17 protein-coding genes are annotated in these 17,961 nt (G+C 59.9%); 12 read left to right on the forward strand and 5 right to left on the reverse strand.

Features of this window, described 5'->3' with window-relative positions; all coding sequences use genetic code 11:
* Window positions 1-4: 4 nt before the first annotated feature.
* The 7 genes from LIY45_RS20415 to LIY45_RS20445 all read left to right on the forward strand — a co-directional run bounded on the left by LIY45_RS20415 (window position 5) and on the right by LIY45_RS20445 (window position 8,131).
* Window positions 5-1,264, forward strand: a complete 1,260-nt coding sequence (locus tag LIY45_RS20415) for an AGE family epimerase/isomerase (RefSeq protein ID WP_226477401.1) — start codon at window positions 5-7, stop codon at window positions 1,262-1,264.
* A 106-nt stretch (window positions 1,265-1,370) separates the two neighbouring features.
* The gene (locus tag LIY45_RS20420) at window positions 1,371-2,657 is read left to right on the forward strand and encodes an ABC transporter substrate-binding protein (protein ID WP_003213009.1); all 1,287 of its coding nucleotides are present in this window, start codon (window positions 1,371-1,373) and stop codon (window positions 2,655-2,657) included.
* 88 nt (window positions 2,658-2,745) lie between these two features.
* Window positions 2,746-3,654 carry a sugar ABC transporter permease gene (locus LIY45_RS20425; RefSeq protein WP_010169866.1) on the forward strand — a complete coding sequence of 303 codons (909 nt, stop codon included), beginning with the start codon at window positions 2,746-2,748 and terminating at the stop codon, window positions 3,652-3,654.
* Window positions 3,647-4,492, forward strand: coding sequence for a carbohydrate ABC transporter permease (locus tag LIY45_RS20430; RefSeq protein WP_017475737.1), 846 nt, complete (start codon window positions 3,647-3,649; stop codon window positions 4,490-4,492). Before LIY45_RS20425 ends, LIY45_RS20430 begins: the two co-directional genes overlap by 8 nt.
* A gap of 2 nt (window positions 4,493-4,494) precedes the next feature.
* Window positions 4,495-5,655, forward strand: a complete 1,161-nt coding sequence (ugpC, locus tag LIY45_RS20435; protein ID WP_017475738.1) for a sn-glycerol-3-phosphate ABC transporter ATP-binding protein UgpC — start codon at window positions 4,495-4,497, stop codon at window positions 5,653-5,655.
* A 105-nt stretch (window positions 5,656-5,760) separates the two neighbouring features.
* A complete protein-coding gene (locus LIY45_RS20440; protein WP_017475739.1) occupies window positions 5,761-7,107 on the forward strand; it encodes a carbohydrate porin in 1,347 nt (448 codons plus the stop codon).
* Between the two features lie 178 nt (window positions 7,108-7,285).
* Window positions 7,286-8,131: a D-hexose-6-phosphate mutarotase gene (locus tag LIY45_RS20445; protein ID WP_226477402.1), complete on the forward strand. Its 846-nt coding sequence runs from the start codon at window positions 7,286-7,288 to the stop codon at window positions 8,129-8,131.
* 115 nt (window positions 8,132-8,246) lie between these two features.
* Here the strand turns inward: LIY45_RS20445 and LIY45_RS20450 are convergent, their stop codons facing one another.
* On the reverse strand, window positions 8,247-9,107 hold the full coding sequence (locus tag LIY45_RS20450) for a MurR/RpiR family transcriptional regulator (protein ID WP_172834605.1): 861 nt from the start codon (window positions 9,105-9,107) through the stop codon (window positions 8,247-8,249).
* Window positions 9,108-9,325: 218 nt separating this feature from the next.
* Between LIY45_RS20450 and zwf the strand changes: the two genes are divergently transcribed.
* The 3 genes from zwf to LIY45_RS20465 are packed head-to-tail and all read left to right on the forward strand — an operon-like array spanning window position 9,326 to window position 12,175.
* Window positions 9,326-10,792, forward strand: coding sequence for a glucose-6-phosphate dehydrogenase (zwf, locus tag LIY45_RS20455; protein ID WP_076015857.1), 1,467 nt, complete (start codon window positions 9,326-9,328; stop codon window positions 10,790-10,792).
* Window positions 10,779-11,492, forward strand: a complete 714-nt coding sequence (pgl, locus tag LIY45_RS20460; RefSeq protein WP_008431579.1) for a 6-phosphogluconolactonase — start codon at window positions 10,779-10,781, stop codon at window positions 11,490-11,492. Before zwf ends, pgl begins: the two co-directional genes overlap by 14 nt.
* 17 nt (window positions 11,493-11,509) lie before the next feature.
* Window positions 11,510-12,175: a bifunctional 4-hydroxy-2-oxoglutarate aldolase/2-dehydro-3-deoxy-phosphogluconate aldolase gene (locus tag LIY45_RS20465; RefSeq protein ID WP_003213027.1), complete on the forward strand. Its 666-nt coding sequence runs from the start codon at window positions 11,510-11,512 to the stop codon at window positions 12,173-12,175.
* Between the two features lie 98 nt (window positions 12,176-12,273).
* Here the strand turns inward: LIY45_RS20465 and LIY45_RS20470 are convergent, their stop codons facing one another.
* Together LIY45_RS20470 and LIY45_RS20475 are read right to left on the reverse strand one after the other, a co-directional pair.
* Window positions 12,274-13,455: an aminotransferase class V-fold PLP-dependent enzyme gene (locus LIY45_RS20470; protein WP_226477403.1), complete on the reverse strand. Its 1,182-nt coding sequence runs from the start codon at window positions 13,453-13,455 to the stop codon at window positions 12,274-12,276.
* Window positions 13,456-13,467: 12 nt separating this feature from the next.
* Window positions 13,468-13,704: a DUF3820 family protein gene (locus LIY45_RS20475; RefSeq protein ID WP_003213031.1), complete on the reverse strand. Its 237-nt coding sequence runs from the start codon at window positions 13,702-13,704 to the stop codon at window positions 13,468-13,470.
* Between the two features lie 206 nt (window positions 13,705-13,910).
* On the opposite strand from LIY45_RS20475, the gene LIY45_RS20480 reads away from it, so the two are divergent.
* A complete protein-coding gene (locus tag LIY45_RS20480) occupies window positions 13,911-14,378 on the forward strand; it encodes a PA2169 family four-helix-bundle protein (protein ID WP_017475745.1) in 468 nt (155 codons plus the stop codon).
* A gap of 55 nt (window positions 14,379-14,433) precedes the next feature.
* On the opposite strand, the gene LIY45_RS20485 is transcribed toward LIY45_RS20480, so the two are convergent.
* Together LIY45_RS20485 and LIY45_RS20490 are read right to left on the reverse strand one after the other, a co-directional pair.
* Entirely contained in the window at window positions 14,434-14,904 is a 471-nt protein-coding gene (locus LIY45_RS20485) for a MaoC family dehydratase (RefSeq protein WP_003213034.1), read from the reverse strand.
* A 58-nt stretch (window positions 14,905-14,962) separates the two neighbouring features.
* Entirely contained in the window at window positions 14,963-15,907 is a 945-nt protein-coding gene (locus tag LIY45_RS20490) for an alpha/beta hydrolase (protein ID WP_226477404.1), read from the reverse strand.
* Window positions 15,908-16,114: 207 nt separating this feature from the next.
* Between LIY45_RS20490 and fadD2 the strand changes: the two genes are divergently transcribed.
* Complete coding sequence (fadD2, locus tag LIY45_RS20495; RefSeq protein WP_226477405.1) at window positions 16,115-17,803, forward strand: long-chain-fatty-acid--CoA ligase FadD2; 1,689 nt, start codon at window positions 16,115-16,117, stop codon at window positions 17,801-17,803.
* The last annotated feature ends 158 nt before the right edge of the window (window positions 17,804-17,961 follow it).

Below are 17,961 nucleotides of genomic sequence, written 5' to 3' on the forward strand. Positions count from 1 at the left end.
AATCATGACCACGCAACCACTGCCTGCCAGTAGTTGGCTGAACGCTCCTGCCCATCACGCCTGGCTCGCCACTGAAGGCCAGCGCCTGCTGTCATTCGCCAAGGCTTCCAAGCTGCCTGAAGGCTTCGGCAATCTCGACGATCACGGTGTTTTGCCGCCCGATGCCGTCGCCGAAACCATGAACACCGCCCGCATGACCCACAGTTTCGCCATGGCCCATAGCCTGGGCCTGCCCGGTTATGCCGACCTGGTGGAACACGGCGTTGCGGCCCTCAGCGGCCCGCTGCGCGATGCCCGGTATGGTGGTTGGTTCGCCACGCCGAATGCCAGCGATGGCAACACCGGCAAGGCCGCGTACCTGCACGCCTTTGTGGCCCTGGCCGCCAGCTCGGCGGTAGTGGCCGGCGCGCCCGGCGCACAAACCTTGCTCAACGACGCGACCCACATCATCGACCAGTACTTCTGGAGCGAAGAGGAGGGCGCGATGCTCGAGTCCTTTGCCCAGGACTGGAGTGGGGTAGAAGCCTATCGCGGCGCCAACAGCAACATGCACGCCACCGAAGCGTTCCTGGCCCTGGCCGATGTCACCGGTGAAACCCGTTGGCTGGACCGTGCGCTGCGCATCGTCGAACGGATTATTCATACCCATGCGGCGGAAAACCGGGACATGGTGATCGAGCATTTCGACAGCCACTGGCAACCCCTGCGCGGTTACAACGAAGACAACCCGGCCGATGGTTTTCGCCCCTACGGCATCACCCCCGGCCACGGCTTCGAATGGGCGCGGCTGGTGTTGCACCTGGAGGCCGCGCGCCTGGATGCCGGGCTCGCCACCCCTGAGTGGCTGGTCACCGATGCCAAGGGCCTGTTCGCCAGCGCCTGCGAATATGCCTGGGCCGTCGACGGCGCCCCCGGCATTGTCTATACCTTGGACTGGGGCCAGCGGCCCGTGGTGCGCGAGCGCCTGCACTGGACCCACTGCGAAGCCAGCGCCGCTGCCCAGGCGCTGCTCAAACGCACGGGTGAGCTGCATTACGAAATCTGGTACCGGCGCTTCTGGGAGTTCTGTGAAAGCCATTTCATTGACCGAACCCTCGGCAGCTGGCACCACGAACTGAGCCCGAAAAACCAGCCCAGCAGCAAGATCTGGGGTGGCAAGCCGGACCTCTACCACGCCTGGCAGTCTGTCTTGCTGCCGGGTCTACCCTTGTCACCGAGCATGGCCAGTGCCGTGGCCGCCGGGCGTTATGTCACCAAGTGGTGACATTTTGGCGTCCCTTTGTTACCTGCACCTGAAAAATCCCTGTTTAAACTCGTTTGCAGCGCAAGCACCGACTTGCATGCATAACAACAAGAAAAAAGGTACTCAGATGAAAGCGATCAGTCGCCTCGCCGTTGCTATTTCCGTTGCCTCGTTGTTTCCCCTCAGTGCTTTTGCCGCCGACTCGAAAGGGACGGTTGAAGTTGTGCATTGGTGGACCTCGGGTGGCGAGAAAGCGGCAGTAGATGTCCTGAAGGCTCAAGTTGAAAAAGACGGTTTCACCTGGAAAGACGGTGCCGTCGCCGGCGGTGGCGGTTCGACTGCCATGACCGTACTGAAAAGCCGCGCCGTTGCTGGCAACCCGCCTGGCATGGCTCAAATCAAAGGCCCCGACATCCAGGAATGGGCGTCCACCGGGCTGCTCGACACCGACGTCCTGAAGGAACCCGCCAAAGAAGAGAAGTGGGACAGCCTGCTGGACAAGAAAGTCTCCGATACCGTGAAGTACGAAGGTAACTACGTGGCCGTGCCGGTGAACATTCACCGCGTCAACTGGCTGTGGATCAACCCGGAAGTCTTCAAGAAAGCCGGTATCACCAAGAACCCGACCACCCTCGAAGAATTCTACGCAGCGGGCGACAAGCTCAAGGCTGCGGGCTTCATTCCGCTCGCCCACGGTGGCCAGCCTTGGCAGGACAGCACCGTATTCGAAGCGGTCGTGCTCTCGGTCATGGGGGCTGACGGTTACAAGAAAGCCCTGGTGGACCTCGACGAAAAAGCCCTGACCGGCCCTGAAATGATCAAGTCCCTGACCGAGCTGAAGAAAGTCGCGACCTACATGGACGCCGACGGCAAGGGCCAGGACTGGAACCTCGAAGCGGCCAAAGTCATCAACGGCAAGGCCGGCATGCAGATCATGGGTGACTGGGCCAAGAGTGAATGGACCGCCGCCAAGAAAGTCGCTGGCAAAGACTACGAGTGCGTAGCCTTCCCGGGCACCGACAAGGCCTTCACCTACAACATCGACTCCCTCGCAGCCTTCAAGCAGAAAGACAAAGGCACTGCTGCCGGTCAGCAGGACATCGCCAAGGTCGTGCTGAGCGAAAACTTCCAGAAAGTCTTCAGCATCAACAAGGGCTCGATCCCGGTTCGTATCGACATGTTGCAAGACATGGGCAAATACGGCTTTGACTCCTGCGCCCAGACTGCTGCCAAGGACTTCCTGGCGGATGCCAAGACTGGCGGCCTGCAACCAAGCATGGCCCACAACATGGCAACCACGCTGGCGGTGCAAGGCGCGTTCTTTGATGTCGTGACCAACTACATCAACGACCCGAAAGCTGACCCTGCCGATACCGCGAAGAAACTCGCGGCAGCGATCAAGTCGGCCAAGTAACGGTTAGTACCGAATGGCCTTGTGGGGGGACCCCTAACCCCCACAAGGCCTGTTCCTGTAGTCCTTTTTCCCTGTACTGGATTTTCCCATGAGTTCTGTTGCTGTGTTCAGCAAAGCCTCGCCGTTCGATGCACTGCAGCGCTGGCTACCCAAACTGGTGCTGGCGCCGAGCATGTTCATCGTTCTGGTGGGCTTCTATGGCTACATCCTGTGGACGTTTGTGCTGTCGTTCACTAACTCGACTTTCCTGCCGACCTACAAGTTCGTAGGCCTGGCTCAATACGCGCGCTTGTTCGACAACGACCGCTGGTGGGTGGCGAGCAAGAACCTCGCGGTGTTCGGTGGCATGTTCATCGGCATCACCCTGGTGATCGGCGTGACCCTGGCGATTTTCCTCGACCAGAAAATCCGTCGCGAAGGTTTTATCCGCACCATTTACCTGTACCCGATGGCGCTCTCGATGATCGTCACCGGTACGGCCTGGAAATGGCTGCTCAACCCGGGCATGGGCCTGGACAAATTGCTGCGTGACTGGGGCTGGGAAGGCTTCCGCCTCGACTGGCTGATCGACCCGGACCGTGTGGTGTATTGCCTGGTGATCGCCGCTGTATGGCAAGCCTCGGGCTTCATCATGGCGATGTTCCTCGCCGGCCTGCGCGGTGTTGATCAATCGATCATCCGTGCCGCACAGATCGACGGCGCGAGCATGCCGCGCATCTACTGGAAAGTGGTGCTGCCAAGCCTGCGTCCAGTGTTCTTCAGTGCGGTAATGATCCTGGCGCACATCGCGATCAAGAGTTTCGACCTGGTGGCGGCAATGACGGCGGGTGGTCCGGGTTACTCCTCCGACCTGCCGGCGATGTTCATGTACTCCTTCACCTTCAGCCGTGGCCAGATGGGCATGGGTTCGGCCAGTGCGATTCTGATGCTCGGTGCGATTCTCGCAATCATCGTGCCTTACCTGTACTCCGAGCTAAGGACCAAGCGTAATGACTAGTCTCGCCGGCAAACCTGCCATCAGCCTGAGCCGCGTCGCGATCTACGCGGTGCTGATCCTCGCTGTCCTGCTTTACCTGGTGCCGTTGGTGGTCATGTTGCTGACCAGCTTCAAGACCCCGGAAGACATCAGCACCGGCAACCTGCTGAGCTGGCCCACCGTGATCACCGGCATTGGCTGGGTGAAAGCCTGGGCCACGGTTGACGGCTACTTCTGGAACTCGATCAAGATCACCGTTCCGGCGGTACTGATCTCTACCGGCATCGGTGCGTTGAACGGCTACGTGCTGTCGATGTGGCGTTTCCGCGGTTCACAGTTGTTCTTCGGCCTGTTGCTGTTCGGCTGCTTCCTGCCGTTCCAGACCGTGCTGCTGCCAGCCTCGTTCACCCTCGGCAAGATGGGCCTGGCCAGTACCACCACCGGCCTGGTGTTCGTGCACATCGTCTACGGGCTGGCCTTTACTACACTGTTCTTCCGTAACTACTACGTCAGCATTCCCGATGCACTGGTGAAAGCGGCACGCCTGGATGGTGCGGGGTTCTTCACGATCTTCCGCCTGATCATCCTGCCGATGTCGACACCCATCATCATGGTGTGCCTGATCTGGCAGTTCACGCAGATCTGGAACGACTTCCTGTTCGGCGTGGTGTTCTCCAGCGGTGATTCGCAGCCCATCACGGTGGCGCTGAACAACCTGGTCAACACCAGCACCGGGGTCAAGGAATATAACGTTGATATGGCGGCGGCGATGATCGCCGGGCTGCCGACCCTGCTGGTCTATGTGGTCGCAGGCAAGTATTTCGTGCGCGGCCTGACGGCCGGCGCGGTCAAGGGGTAATCATGGCAACGCTTGAACTTCGTAACGTAAACAAGACCTACGGTACCGGCCTGCCGGACACCCTGAAGAACATCGAACTGTCGATCAAGGAGGGTGAGTTCCTGATCCTGGTCGGCCCTTCGGGTTGCGGTAAGTCGACCCTGATGAATTGCATCGCCGGCCTGGAAAACATCACCGGCGGCGCGATCATGATCGGCGACCAGGACGTCAGCGGCATGAGCCCCAAGGATCGTGACATCGCCATGGTGTTCCAGTCCTACGCGCTGTACCCGACCATGAGCGTGCGCGAGAACATCGAATTCGGCCTGAAGATTCGCAAGATGCCCCAGGCGGCGATCGACGAAGAAGTGGCGCGAGTGGCCAAGCTGCTGCAGATCGAGCACCTGCTCAATCGCAAGCCGGGCCAGCTCTCCGGCGGCCAGCAACAGCGTGTGGCCATGGGCCGTGCACTGGCGCGTCGTCCGAAGATCTACCTGTTCGACGAACCACTGTCCAACCTCGACGCCAAGCTGCGGGTCGAGATGCGTACCGAAATGAAGCTGATGCACCAGCGTCTGAAAACCACCACCGTCTACGTCACCCACGATCAGATCGAAGCGATGACCCTGGGCGACAAAGTGGCGGTGATGAAGGACGGCATCATCCAGCAGTTCGGCACGCCGAAAGAGATCTACAACGACCCGGCGAACCTGTTCGTGGCGAGCTTCATCGGTTCGCCGCCGATGAACTTCATTCCACTGCGCCTGCAACGCAAGGACGGCCGCCTGGTGGCGCTGCTGGACAGCGGCCAGGCCCGCTGTGAGTTGCCGTTGAACATGAACGATGCCGGCCTTGAAGACCGCGAAGTGATCCTGGGCCTGCGCCCGGAGCAGATCGTACTGGCCGCCGCTGAAGCCACCGGCGCGCCGACCATTCGGGCCGAGGTGCAAGTCACCGAGCCGACCGGTCCGGACACCCTGGTGTTCGTGCAAATCAATGACACCAAGGTCTGCTGCCGCCTGGCGCCCGATGTGGCGCCGCAAGTGGGCGAGACCCTGACCTTGCAGTTCGACCCGGCCAAGGTGTTGCTGTTCGACGCCAAGACCGGCGAGCGCCTGGGCACTGCCGCTTCGTTGCCGGCACAGGACCGTGCGGACAACGTCGCTCAATTCAAGGGACGCTGAAGTTTCAAATGATGTGTAGGGGCTTTTGTGAGAGTCCTGCTCTCACAAAGAAGTAAACCGCGTTAGATAAAAACAGTTAATAACAATAAAGACGAGGATGTAGGGATGAAAAAGCACCACAACAACACCCGGCTGTTCTGCCAACTGTCAGCAGCAGCAGCCCTGGTACTGTCCGCCAATGCGATGGCGGACGACGCGTTCAGCGCCGACTCCAAGTGGATGACCGGTGATTGGGGCGGTGAACGTACCAAACTGATCGAGCAAGGTATCGACATCAAGGCGGATTACGTCGGTGAAGTCGGTGCCAACCTCGGCGGCGGCTACAACAACGACAAGACTGCCCGTTACGCTGACCAGTTCGGTTTGGGCGTGGCACTGGACCTGCAAAAGCTGTGGGGCTGGGATAACACCCAGGCCAAGATCCAGTTGACCAATCGTAACGGCGCAAACATCTCCAACGACCGTATCGGTGACCCGCGTGCCGGCACCTTGAGTTCGTCTCAAGAAGTCGACGGCCGAGGCCACATGGTGCGTCTGACCCAGTTCTGGGTTCAGCACCAGATGTTCGACAACAAGCTGGACGTGAAGCTCGGTTACTTCGGTGAAGGCGAAGACTTCAACACCTTCCCGTGCGACTTCCAGAACCTGTCGTTCTGCGGCTCCCAGGTCGGTAACTATGTAAACACCTGGTACAACTGGCCAGTCGCCCAAGCCGCGATTCGGGTGAAGTACAACATCACGCCTGAGCTGTATGCGCAAATCGGTGCATACAACCAGAACCCGTCGCAACTGGAGCACGGCAACGGCTTCAAGCTCAGCGGCAGCGGCACCAAGGGCACCGTGATTCCGGTGGAATTGGTTTGGTCGCCTAAGGTCAATGGCCTGCCGGGTGAATACCGTGTGGGTTACTACAAGAGCGCCGCGGACGCCAACGACGTACTTAAAGATGTCAATGGCAACGATGCAGCCACCACTGGGGCCGCCTACCGTGTGCGCAGCAGCAAAAGCGGCTATTGGGGCGTCGTGCAACAGCAACTCACTACCCACAATGGCGACGCTTCCCGCGGCTTGAACATCGCAGCCAACGCCACCTTCCACGACAAAGATACCAACCTGGTCGACAACTACCAGTCGGTGATGCTGGTGTACAAGGGCCCATTCGACGCGCGTACCAAAGATGACGTAGGTATCGGTGTGTCCCGTATCCACGCCAACAGCGACGTGAAGAAAAACGCTGAGCTGTACAACGAAGCCAACGGTTTCACCGACTACAGCGAAGCGGGTTACGCACCGCTGCGTAACACCGAGTACAACGTTGAACTGAACTACGGCATCCACGTCACCAACTGGCTGACCGTGCGTCCCAACCTGCAATACATCGCCAACCCAGGTGGTGTGAAACAAGTCGACAACGCGGTGGTAGCGGGCCTGAAAATTCAGTCTACGTTCTAACGTTGTTGCGATAAGCTCCTTCTCTCTGTGCGCATTTTGCGGGTAGCCATGGCTATCCGCTTTTTTTTGTGTGGGAGCTGGCTTGCCTGCGATGCGAGCCCCGCGGTGTATCTGCCACACCGAGGCGGTGCCATCGCAGGCAAGCCAGCTCCTGCAAGGATATCCAGGACCGTGGCACATGCATGAGCATCCGCTGCAACGCTTTTTCAAATCCCTGCGCGAGCGGCCGGTATTCGCCTGGGAGCGCTTCCAGATGCGCGATGTGCTGGTGATCGATCACCCGCTCTGCCAGGCGGTGTTCAGTCGCCAGGGCGCGCAATTGCTGCACTTTCAGCCCACGGGCCAGAAACCCTGGCTGTGGTGCGCGGCCAAGTGGCCGCAGGTCGGCGCCATCCGTGGCGGCGTGCCGGTGTGTTGGCCATGGTATGGCCGCCATCCCAGCGAAAACGCCTGGCCATCCCATGGTTGGGCGCGGCTGATCGACTGGAAACTGCTGGACAGCAGCACCGACGACGACGGCGTGCGGTTGCACTGGCAATTGCAGTTATGCGATTGGCAGGTGGACCTGCACGCGCACCTGGGGGAAACCCTGGAACTGCGCCTGGCCACCGAGCACCAGGATGAGCTGCCGTGCCAACTGAGCCATGCGTTGCACGCCTATTGGCGGATTGGCAACGTGGGTGAGGTAGCGCTGTCTGGGCTGGATGGCGCGCAGGGCTACGACCAGCTCAATCGCCAGGCGTGCCAGCAGGAAGGTGAGTTGCGGGTGGATGGTGGGTGTCAGCGGGTGTTCCAGCACGACGGCGAACTGCACCTCAAGGACCATGCCTGGCAGCGCGAGCTGTGCATCGATACCGGCGAGAGTGCCGACACGGTGGTGTGGCATCCGGGCAGCCGGCCGTTGCTGGGGGTGAGCTTCAACGAGGCTTCGGGGTTTGTGTGTGTGGAGTCGGCGATGGCTGCCGCGAGCCTGGCGCCGGGGGAGAGGGCGCATTTGAGTTTGCAGGCCAGGGCTGGGGTTTAGTGGTGTTGCTGATGGCCTCATCGCGGGCAAGCCCGGCTCCCACAGGGGAATGCATTCCAAATGTGGGAGCGGGCTTGCCCGCGATGGCGGCGGTACTGCAGGCAGAAATTCGAGCTTAGTTAAACTCATCCCCAACCGGATACCGGCTGTCGTTCAAGCTCTCCTTGATCTTGCGCAAGTGCGGTTGGAAATCCACCCCGCGACGCAAGGTCATGCCCGTCGCCAGCACGTCCAGTACCGTCAACTGAATGATCCGCGAGGTCATTGGCATGTAGATGTCGGTGTCTTCCGGCAACGGAATGTTCAGGCTCACCGTGCTGACCTTGGCCAGCGGCGAGTTCTCGGCGGTCACCCCCAGTACCGAGGCGCCGTTCTCCCGCGCAATACGCGCCACTTCCACCAGTTCACGGGTACGCCCGGTGTAGGAAATGATCACGAACAACTCCCCGGTGTGGGCCACCGAGGCGATCATCCGCTGCATCAGCACATCGGCATGGGCCGTGACCGACAGGTTGAAACGGAAGAACTTGTGCAGGGCATCCATGGCCACCGGCGCCGAAGCCCCCAGGCCAAAGAAGTGGATCTGCCGGGCCTGGATCAGCAGGTCGACGGCCTTGCTGATCAGGTTCGGGTCCAGGGCCTGGCAGGCGCTGTCGAGGGACGCGATGGCACTGCCGAAGATCTTCTGGGTGTAGGCCTCCGGGTTATCATCGGCCTCCACCGCGCGGCTGACATACGCCGCGCCACTGGCCAGGCTTTGCGCCAGCTGCAATTTAAGTTCAGGGTAACCACTCACGCCGAACGAGCGGCAGAAGCGGTTCACCGTCGGTTCGCTGACCGAAGCGGCCTGGGCGAGGGCGGCGATAGAGAAGCGGGTCGCCTGCTGCGGGTTGAGCAGGATGACCTCGGCAACTTTACGTTCAGCCTTGTTCAGTTCATCGAGGCGTTTCTGGATCTGTTCCAGTAAATTTCGCACGCGGTCCATTCATGTTTCCTTAGGGCGACGATGCAAATAAGGGTCGTCAACCAATCGACGAGCGGCCCTTTGCGGTGGCCTATCCTACTGAGGGTAGTTGAACACCACCACTCGGAATACGTTTTTCGGGAAAATGTTGTGGTTATTACTACATTTTTCCTTGAGTGATGCCTTGAAAAAAGGTATTTGTAGCTTAACTTGATAAAAGAACAAACATCATGCCTTCGATAACCGTAGAACCCTGCACCTTTGCCCTGTTTGGCGCCTTGGGTGATCTGGCGCTGCGCAAGTTATTTCCTGCCCTCTATCAACTCGATGGTGCCGGTCTACTGCACGAAGACACGCGCATCCTGGCCCTGGCCCGTGAGGCCGGTTCCGAGCAACAGCACCTGGCTCACATCGAAAAAGAATTGCGCAGCTACGTTGGCAAGGAACTGGACGAAACCGTCGCCCAGCGCTTCCTGGCCCGGCTGACGTACCTGCACGTCGACTTCCTGAAGGCCGACGACTACGTCGCCCTGGCGGAAAAAGCCGGCACTGAACAACGCCTGATTGCCTACTTCGCCACCCCGGCGGCGGTGTATGGCGCGATCTGCGAGAACCTGTCCAAGGTCGGCCTGGCGGAAAACACCCGGGTCGTTCTGGAAAAACCCATCGGCTCGGACCTGGATTCCTCGCGCAAGGTCAACGACGCCGTGGCGCAGTTTTTCCCGGAAAACCGCACCTACCGCATCGACCACTACCTGGGCAAAGAAACCGTCCAGAACCTGATCGCCCTGCGATTTGCCAACAGCCTGTTTGAAACCCAGTGGAACCAGAACTACATCTCCCACGTGGAAATCACCGTGGCCGAGCAGGTAGGCATCGAAGGTCGCTGGGGCTATTTCGACAAGGCCGGGCAACTGCGGGACATGATCCAGAACCACCTGCTGCAGCTGCTGTGCCTGATCGCCATGGACCCGCCGGCCGACCTGTCTGCCGACAGTATTCGTGACGAGAAGGTCAAGGTGCTCAAGGCCCTGGCGCCCATCAGCCCGGACGGCCTGACCACCCAGGTGGTGCGCGGCCAATACATCGCCGGCTACAGCGCCGGCAAGCCGGTGCCGGGTTACCTGGAAGAAGAGAATTCCAACACCCAGAGCGACACCGAAACCTTCGTCGCCCTGCGTGCCGATATCCGTAACTGGCGTTGGGCCGGGGTGCCGTTCTACCTGCGTACCGGCAAGCGCATGCCGCAAAAGCTGTCGCAGATCGTCATCCACTTCAAGGAACCGTCCCACTACATCTTCGCCCCGGAACAGCGCTTGCAGATCAGCAACAAACTGATCATCCGCCTGCAGCCGGACGAAGGGATTTCCTTGCGGGTGATGACCAAGGAGCAGGGCCTGGACAAGGGCATGCAACTGCGCAGCGGGCCGCTGCAACTGAATTTTTCCGACACCTATCGCAGCGCGCGGATTCCCGATGCCTACGAGCGGTTGTTACTTGAAGTTATGCGTGGCAACCAGAACCTGTTTGTGCGCAAAGATGAAATCGAAGCCGCGTGGAAGTGGTGTGACCAGTTGATCGCCGGGTGGAAAAAATCCGGTGATGCGCCCAAGCCGTATGCGGCGGGGTCCTGGGGGCCGATGAGCTCGATTGCACTGATCACGCGGGACGGGAGGTCTTGGTATGGCGATATCTGATTTGAAACTGCCTCAGGGCGTGACGGCCCATGAGTACCGCAACCCGGTGCTGCTGGCCGATGGCTTGGCCAATGACGTGGCCGAACAACTGCGCGCGGCCATCAGCGCCCGTGGCGAAGCGACCCTGGTGGTATCCGGTGGCCGCAGCCCGGTGGCGTTCTTCCAGAACCTCGCCAAGCAAGGCCTGGACTGGTCCAAGGTGACCATCACCCTGGCCGACGAGCGCTGGGTGCCGGTGGAACATGCCGACAGCAACGCCGGCCTGTTGAAGAAGTATTTGCTGCAAGGCCCGGCGGCCAAGGCGAAGTTCCTGAGCCTGTACAGCGTTGCCGCCACCCTCGATGACGCTGCCGAGCAGGCCGACCGCCTGCTGGCCGAGTTGCCGGCGATCGACGTGCTGGTGCTGGGCATGGGCGACGACGGCCACACCGCATCGCTGTTCCCCAACAGCCCGAACCTGGCTGAAGCGCTGAAGCCCGATGGCAGCCGTCGTTGCTGGCCGATGCTGGCGCCGACCGTGCCGCACCAGCGCCTGACCATGAGTCGCGCGTTGCTGGCTACCGCCCACTACACCGTGCTGTCGATTTCCGGCAGTTCGAAATTGACCACCTTGAGCGCCGCGCTGGCCAGTGACGACGTTGCTGCCATGCCGATACGCGCGTTTTTGCAACCTACTTTAGAGATTTACTGGTGCCCATGAGCCAAGGATCAGCCGCGATGAACAGCCCTCAACCTACCGTTTCCATGGCGGACAAAGTTGCCTTGATCGACAGCCTCTGCGCCAAGGCGCGGATCCTGCCGGTGATCACCATTGCCCGTGAACAGGACATTCTGCCTTTGGCCGATGCCCTGGCTGCCGGTGGTTTGACCGCACTGGAAGTGACCCTGCGTTCGCAGTTCGGCCTCAAGGCCATCCAGGTGCTGCGTGAGCAGCGTCCGGAGCTGTGCACCGGTGCCGGTACCGTGCTGGATCGCCATATGCTGGAAGCGGCCGAAGTGGCCGGTTCGCAATTTATCGTCACCCCCGGGATTACCCGTGACCTGCTGGAAGCCTCGGTACACAGCTCGATTCCGCTGTTGCCGGGCATCAGCAACGCCTCCGGGATCATGGAAGGTTATGGCCTGGGTTATCGCCGTTTCAAACTGTTCCCGGCTGAGGTCAGCGGTGGCGTGGCGGCGATCAAGGCCTTGGGCGGCCCGTTTGGCGAAGTGAAATTCTGCCCGACTGGCGGCGTAGGCCCGGCCAACATCAAGAGCTACATGGCCTTGAAGAATGTGATGTGCGTGGGCGGTAGCTGGATGCTGGACCCAGAGTGGGTCAAGAACGGCGACTGGGCACGTATCCAGGAAACCACCGCCGAGGCGCTGGCCCTGCTGGACTGATTGGATTTACCGAATCGTTGTTGCTGTGTTCTACGGCATTTTTGCGGCGCACTTGGTCGGTGTGCCGCATTTTTTTGCCTGCGGAAAATGGCCCACTCCTACAGTGAGATCGCGCTCAGTTCGGTGATGGCGTTGATCAGCACATGAATGTCTGCCGCTGACGTCAAGAAGCCCGGTGTCACCCGAATACAACTGCCAAACGATGCCCCGCTGCGGGTCGTGGTAAACAGGTCATATTCCTTTAGCAGTCTATCCGCCATCACCTGTTGATCCGGCTGATGAGTAAACTTGAACGAGGTAATCGCGCAATACAGCCGTGGATCATCCGGCGTCAGTACTTCAATTCCCGGCAACTGCCGCACCTCTTTTACCCACAAGTCCCGCAGGTAGTTGAGCCGGGCGCCCTTGGCCTTCGAGCCGCCCAACAAGCGATGTTCTTCGAACACCAGCGGCAAGGTCATCAACGCCGGGAAATTCGGCGTGCTGTACGGCGTGCGGGCCCGTACATCGGTGATGGGGTAGTGAAACTCACCCATGTCCGGATCAATGTCGGCCAACCGTTGCGGGTCGATATAAATGAAGCCCAGGGTCAGCGGCGCACCCATCCACTTGTGCAGGTTGAAACCGGCAAACGCGATGCCCAACTGCGCCAGGTTGAACTCGATCTGCCCCAGCGCATGGGCGCCATCGAGGATCACATCGATCCCGTGTTCCTTGGCCGCGCTGGCAATCGCCTCCACCGGCATCACCAGCCCGGTGCGGTGGGTGACGTAGGTCAGTGCCAGCAATTTCAGGCGGGGATAGCGCAGGAATGCATCGCTATACGTCTGCACCAGGCGGTCGAAGCTGGCCGGGTGTTCGTGGGCAATCTCGATTACTTCTACGCCACGATTCTGCGCCAGCCAGCGCATGGCGCCCTTGACGGTGTCGTACTCCAGGTCGCTGATCAGCACCTGGTCGCCGGGCTGCAAGCGGTTGTAGTTACGGATCAGCGACTGCAACGCATCCGAGGCGCAACGGGTGAGGGCGATGGCTTCAGGATCGGCGTCCATCAATTGCGCCAACTGGTTACGGATCTTGACGTTCTCGCCCTGCTCGAAACGCTGGCGCACATGGATCGAATTGCTGCGGTTGATGAAGGCGACGTTGTCCTGATACTGCTGCAGTACCGCGCGGCTCATGCGCCCGAAGTAACCGTTTTCGAGGTTGATCGGGCCGGGCTCCAGGTCGTAGCGCTGGGCGATGGCGTGCCAGTGTTGTTCGTCGCGGGTACTGTCCATGTGCGTGCTCGATTAATGACGAGGGGCAGGCTTGCCGTGTTTGGCGCGTAGGGGTTCCAGCAATTCGGATAAGCCGTTGTGGTCGATTTCCTGCATCAGGGCCAGCAACCCGCCAAGCTCGCCGTGGGGGAAGCCTTCACGGGCAAACCAGTTCAGGTAGGGGCCGGGCAGGTCGGCAATGATCCGACCCTTGTACTTGCCGAAGGGCATTTCGCGGGTGATCAGCAATTCGAGTTTTTCAGGATTCATTAGGGCTTCAGGTGTTTGAGTCGATGCCTTGGAAAATACAGGCATTCTGCATGGAGGCCAAATGACAGATCATGCAAATAAAGCGGATACAGATTTTTGGTTAATTTATAAGTTATTGAAATATAAAGATTAAGTTGTTTTTAAAAACCTGGCACGGGCGCTGCAATTATTAAGACACGTTTCTAAACCCGCGAAGGAATTGAAAAATGACTGATATCAACAAAGAATCGATCTCCGTACTGAATGACCTGATCGAGACCAGCAAGGACGGCCAGGAAGGCTTCAAGACCTGCGCAGAAGACATCAAGCATCCTGAGCTCAAAGCCCTGTTTGCCAAGCGTTCCGCTGATTGCGCCACCGCTGCTGCCGAACTGCAGACCGCCGTTAAAGCCCTGGGTGGCGATCCGGAAAAATCCGGTAGCGTCGCCGGTGCCTTGCACCGTGGCTGGGTCGACGTGAAGTCGATGGTCACTGGTAAAGACGAAGAGGCTGTACTGAACGAAGCCGAGCGCGGTGAAGACCACGCACTGAAGGCTTACAAAGAAGCGATCGAGAAGATCAACAAGCACAACCTGCTCGGCATTCGTGACCTGGTGGAGCGTCAGTTCCACGGCGCGCAACGTAACCACGACCAGGTGAAAGCCCTGCGTAACCAGGCTCGCGCTCAGTCTTGAGCCCCGCCTGAATAAAAAAGCCCCGCCGATGCGGGGCTTTTTCATGGGCGATGAGTCAGCCGATGCTGATGGCCGGCAATTCGGTCAAGGTCACGGTCTGCTGCTTGCGCGGCGCGAGGATCTCGGCCTCACCGTCCACCACCAACTCATCGCGCTGGTTGAACACGCGGGTGGCGATGCGCACACGGAATTTCGGCAGCTTTTCCAGGATTTCCAGACGCACGGTCAGGGTGTCGCCGATTTTGACCGGCTTCTGGAAGGTCATTTGCTGGCCGATGTAGATCGTGCCGGGCCCGGGCAACTCGCACGCTACCGCTGCGCTGATCAGGGCGCCGCTGAACATGCCGTGGGCAATGCGCTCCTTGAACATGGTCGCCTTGGCGAATTCGGCGTCCAGATGCACCGGGTTGTGGTCGCCGGACATCGCTGCGAACAACTGGATATCGCGTTCTTCGACGGTTTTGCTGTAGCTGGCGGTCTGGCCGACTTCGAGGGCTTCGTAAGGCGTGTTGGTAACCTGGGTCATCAGATGCTGCATCCTGTGGCTAATCAAAAATCTTAATGTATTGATTTTAAACGAAAAATCATTCGCAGCGATTAGGGCGGCGCAGTACTGCTGCCTGGGCCAGCCACGCCAGCACATCGGCTGTGACCGCATCACGGTTGGTTTCGTTGAATAATTCGTGGCGCGCCTGCGGATAAATGCTCAGCTCCAGATTCTGGCAGCCGGCTTCGCGCAACGCGTTGGCCAGACTTTTGAGACGCTTGCCTTCACTGACCGGATCACATTCTCCACCCATTATCAGGATCGGCAGGCCCGGATCGATCTGAGCGAGATTGGACGCTTTGCTGATTTGCTGCAAGCCGCCCAGCAGGTCGATCCACAGCTGGTTGGTGCAGCGAAAGCCGCAGAGCGGGTCGCTGACGTACTTGTCGACCTCCGCCGGGTCGCGGCTGAGCCAGTCGAAAGCGGTGCGATTGGGTTTGAACGCTTTGTTGAACGATCCAAATGACAGGAAATCAATCAGCGCGCTGCGCCCCCGCAAGCCCTGGCGCAGGCGTTCGACGTGGGCAATCACCTTGGCCGCGCCGTACAGCGCCACCGGCTGGAAGTTCGAGCCGCTGAGAATCGCCCCGTTAAGGCTGGCGCTGTGGTGCAGCAGATACGCCTGGGCGATGTAGCTGCCCATGCTATGCCCCAGCAGGATGATCGGCACGCCCGGCGCCTGCTGGCCGATGTGCTGATTGAGGCTCGCCAGGTCACCCACCACTTTGTTCCAGCCGTCTTTCTCGGCGAACAGCCCCAGGGTGCCCTCGTCGGCGGTACGCCCGTGGCCGCGCTGGTCGGGGGCATACAGGCCATAACCGGCGTCACACAATGCCTGGGCCAGGCGCCCGTAGCGGCCACTGTGCTCGGCCATGCCGTGGGCCAGCATGATCAGCGCCTTGGGCGGCCCGTCGGGTAGCCATTGGTTGACGTACACCCGACTGCGGTCATTCGCGGTCAGCCAGAAAGTGGTGTGGTTCATGGCGCTTCCTTTGCTCAGGGTCGTTGCAGTGTATCGCTCAATTGCCTCGGGCCGCTGGATCAGTGCTGGCCTTGGCGGGGAGATTCACGCAATCAATGACGCATCTTGTTGTATTTGCCTGATTGACCATAGCTGCTAACGTCCCCAAAGCTCCGCTTTCATTGCAATCAAAAGCGGCCGGACCACTCAGGTAAGAGGACAAGAATAATGCAACCTGATTTCTGGAATGACAAACGCGCGGCCGGGGTGCCCAGCGAGATCGACCTGAGCGCCTACAAGTCGGTGATCGAAGTCTTCGAGCGTTCCTGCAAGGCCTTTGCCGATCGTCCGGCGTTCAGCAACATGGGGATCACCCTGACGTACGCCGAGCTGGACCGGCGCAGTGCCGCGTTCGCCGGTTACCTGCAAGGGCACACCGACCTCAAGCCGGGTGACCGCATTGCGGTGCAGATGCCCAACGTCCTGCATTATCCGATTGCCGTGTTCGGCGCCCTGCGTGCCGGGCTGATCGTGGTCAACACCAATCCCCTGTACACCCCGCGGGAAATGCGTCACCAGTTCAAGGACGCCGGCATTCGTGCATTGGTGTACCTCAATCTGTTCGGCTCGCGGGTTGAAGAAGTCAGCAAAGACACCGAGATCGAGTACCTGATCGAAGCGAAAATGGGCGACTTCATGCCCGCCGCCAAGGGCTGGCTGATCAACACCGTGGTCGACAAGGTCAAGAAGATGGTCCCGGCCTATAACCTGCCCCAGGCCATCTCCTTCAAGCGTGCCCTGCGCATGGGCGCCGGCCAGGCGCTCATCCGCCACCCGGTGACCCTCGACGACATCGCCGTGCTGCAATACACCGGCGGCACCACCGGCCTGGCCAAGGGCGCCATGCTCACCCACGGCAACCTGGTGGCCAACATGCAGCAAGTGCGGGCGTGCATGTCGCAACTGGGGGACGACGGCCATCCGCTGATCAAGGAAGGGCAGGAGGTGATGGTCGCGCCGTTGCCGCTCTACCACATCTATGCCTTCACCGCGAATTGCATGTGCATGATGGTGTCCGGCAACCACAACGTGCTGATCACCAATCCCCGGGACATTGGTGGCTTTATCAAGGAGCTGAAAAAGTGGCGCTTCACCGGGATTCTGGGGCTCAACACGCTGTTTGTGGCGTTGATGGACCATCCGGATTTCAAGACCCTGGACTTCTCTCACCTCAAGCTCACCAACTCCGGCGGCACCGCACTGGTCAAGGCGACGGCCGAGCGCTGGCAGCAACTGACCGGCTGCGCGATTGGCGAAGGCTACGGCCTCACCGAAACCTCCCCGGTGGCCAGCACCAACCCCTATGGCGGCAAATCGAAGCTGGGTACCGTGGGCATTCCGGTGCCGGGCACGGCGATGAAAGTCATCGACGACAACGGTGTGGAGTTGCCGCTGGGTGAGCGGGGCGAGTTGTGCATCAAGGGCCCGCAAGTGATGAAAGGCTACTGGCAGCAACCAGTGGCGACCGCCGAGAGCCTGGACGCCGAAGGCTGGCTCAAGACCGGCGATATCGCGGTGATCGACCCGGATGGCTTTGTGCGCATCGTTGATCGCAAGAAGGATTTGATCATCGTCTCGGGCTTCAACGTGTACCCCAACGAGATCGAAGACGTGGTGATGGCGCATCCAGCGGTGGCCAGCTGCGCAGTGATCGGCGTACCGGACGAGCGTACCGGCGAGGCGGTGAAGCTGTTTGTGGTGGCCCGTGCCCAGGGCGTGAGCCTTGAAGAGCTGAAGACCTACTGCAAGGCCAACTTCACTGGCTACAAGGTGCCTAAGCACATTGTGTTGCGTGAGTCGCTGCCGATGACGCCGGTGGGCAAGATCTTGCGGCGTGAGCTTCGCGACATCGCCTGAGTTGGAATAGGCTCAAAAATGTGGGAGCTGGCTTGCCTGCGATTGCGGTGTATCAGTCACCAGATGTATTGGCTGACGAACCGCAATCGCAGGCAAGCCAGCTCCCACATTGTTTTTTAGCCCTGTAGAGCCTATTCCAGAGGCATTTCCTGGCTTAT

The sequence above is a fragment of the Pseudomonas sp. MWU16-30323 genome, assembly GCF_020515595.1.
GTDB lineage: Bacteria > Pseudomonadota > Gammaproteobacteria > Pseudomonadales > Pseudomonadaceae > Aquipseudomonas > Aquipseudomonas yamanorum.

What these genes read in the sequence shown, in the direction of transcription:
- LIY45_RS20470 (WP_226477403.1), bottom strand. Translation starts at nt 13,455, where the DNA reads ATGGACAGTACCCGCGACGAACAACACTGGCACGCCATCGCCCAGCGC.
- LIY45_RS20475 (WP_003213031.1), bottom strand. Translation starts at nt 13,704, where the DNA reads ATGAATCCTGAAAAACTCGAATTGCTGATCACCCGCGAAATGCCCTTC.
- LIY45_RS20465 (WP_003213027.1), top strand. Translation starts at nt 11,510, where the DNA reads ATGAACAGCCCTCAACCTACCGTTTCCATGGCGGACAAAGTTGCCTTG.
- LIY45_RS20425 (WP_010169866.1), top strand. Translation starts at nt 2,746, where the DNA reads ATGAGTTCTGTTGCTGTGTTCAGCAAAGCCTCGCCGTTCGATGCACTG.
- zwf (WP_076015857.1), top strand. Translation starts at nt 9,326, where the DNA reads ATGCCTTCGATAACCGTAGAACCCTGCACCTTTGCCCTGTTTGGCGCC.
- fadD2 (WP_226477405.1), top strand. Translation starts at nt 16,115, where the DNA reads ATGCAACCTGATTTCTGGAATGACAAACGCGCGGCCGGGGTGCCCAGC.
- LIY45_RS20485 (WP_003213034.1), bottom strand. Translation starts at nt 14,904, where the DNA reads ATGACCCAGGTTACCAACACGCCTTACGAAGCCCTCGAAGTCGGCCAG.
- LIY45_RS20415 (WP_226477401.1), top strand. Translation starts at nt 5, where the DNA reads ATGACCACGCAACCACTGCCTGCCAGTAGTTGGCTGAACGCTCCTGCC.
- LIY45_RS20420 (WP_003213009.1), top strand. Translation starts at nt 1,371, where the DNA reads ATGAAAGCGATCAGTCGCCTCGCCGTTGCTATTTCCGTTGCCTCGTTG.
- pgl (WP_008431579.1), top strand. Translation starts at nt 10,779, where the DNA reads ATGGCGATATCTGATTTGAAACTGCCTCAGGGCGTGACGGCCCATGAG.
- LIY45_RS20445 (WP_226477402.1), top strand. Translation starts at nt 7,286, where the DNA reads ATGCATGAGCATCCGCTGCAACGCTTTTTCAAATCCCTGCGCGAGCGG.
- ugpC (WP_017475738.1), top strand. Translation starts at nt 4,495, where the DNA reads ATGGCAACGCTTGAACTTCGTAACGTAAACAAGACCTACGGTACCGGC.
- LIY45_RS20430 (WP_017475737.1), top strand. Translation starts at nt 3,647, where the DNA reads ATGACTAGTCTCGCCGGCAAACCTGCCATCAGCCTGAGCCGCGTCGCG.
- LIY45_RS20490 (WP_226477404.1), bottom strand. Translation starts at nt 15,907, where the DNA reads ATGAACCACACCACTTTCTGGCTGACCGCGAATGACCGCAGTCGGGTG.
- LIY45_RS20440 (WP_017475739.1), top strand. Translation starts at nt 5,761, where the DNA reads ATGAAAAAGCACCACAACAACACCCGGCTGTTCTGCCAACTGTCAGCA.
- LIY45_RS20480 (WP_017475745.1), top strand. Translation starts at nt 13,911, where the DNA reads ATGACTGATATCAACAAAGAATCGATCTCCGTACTGAATGACCTGATC.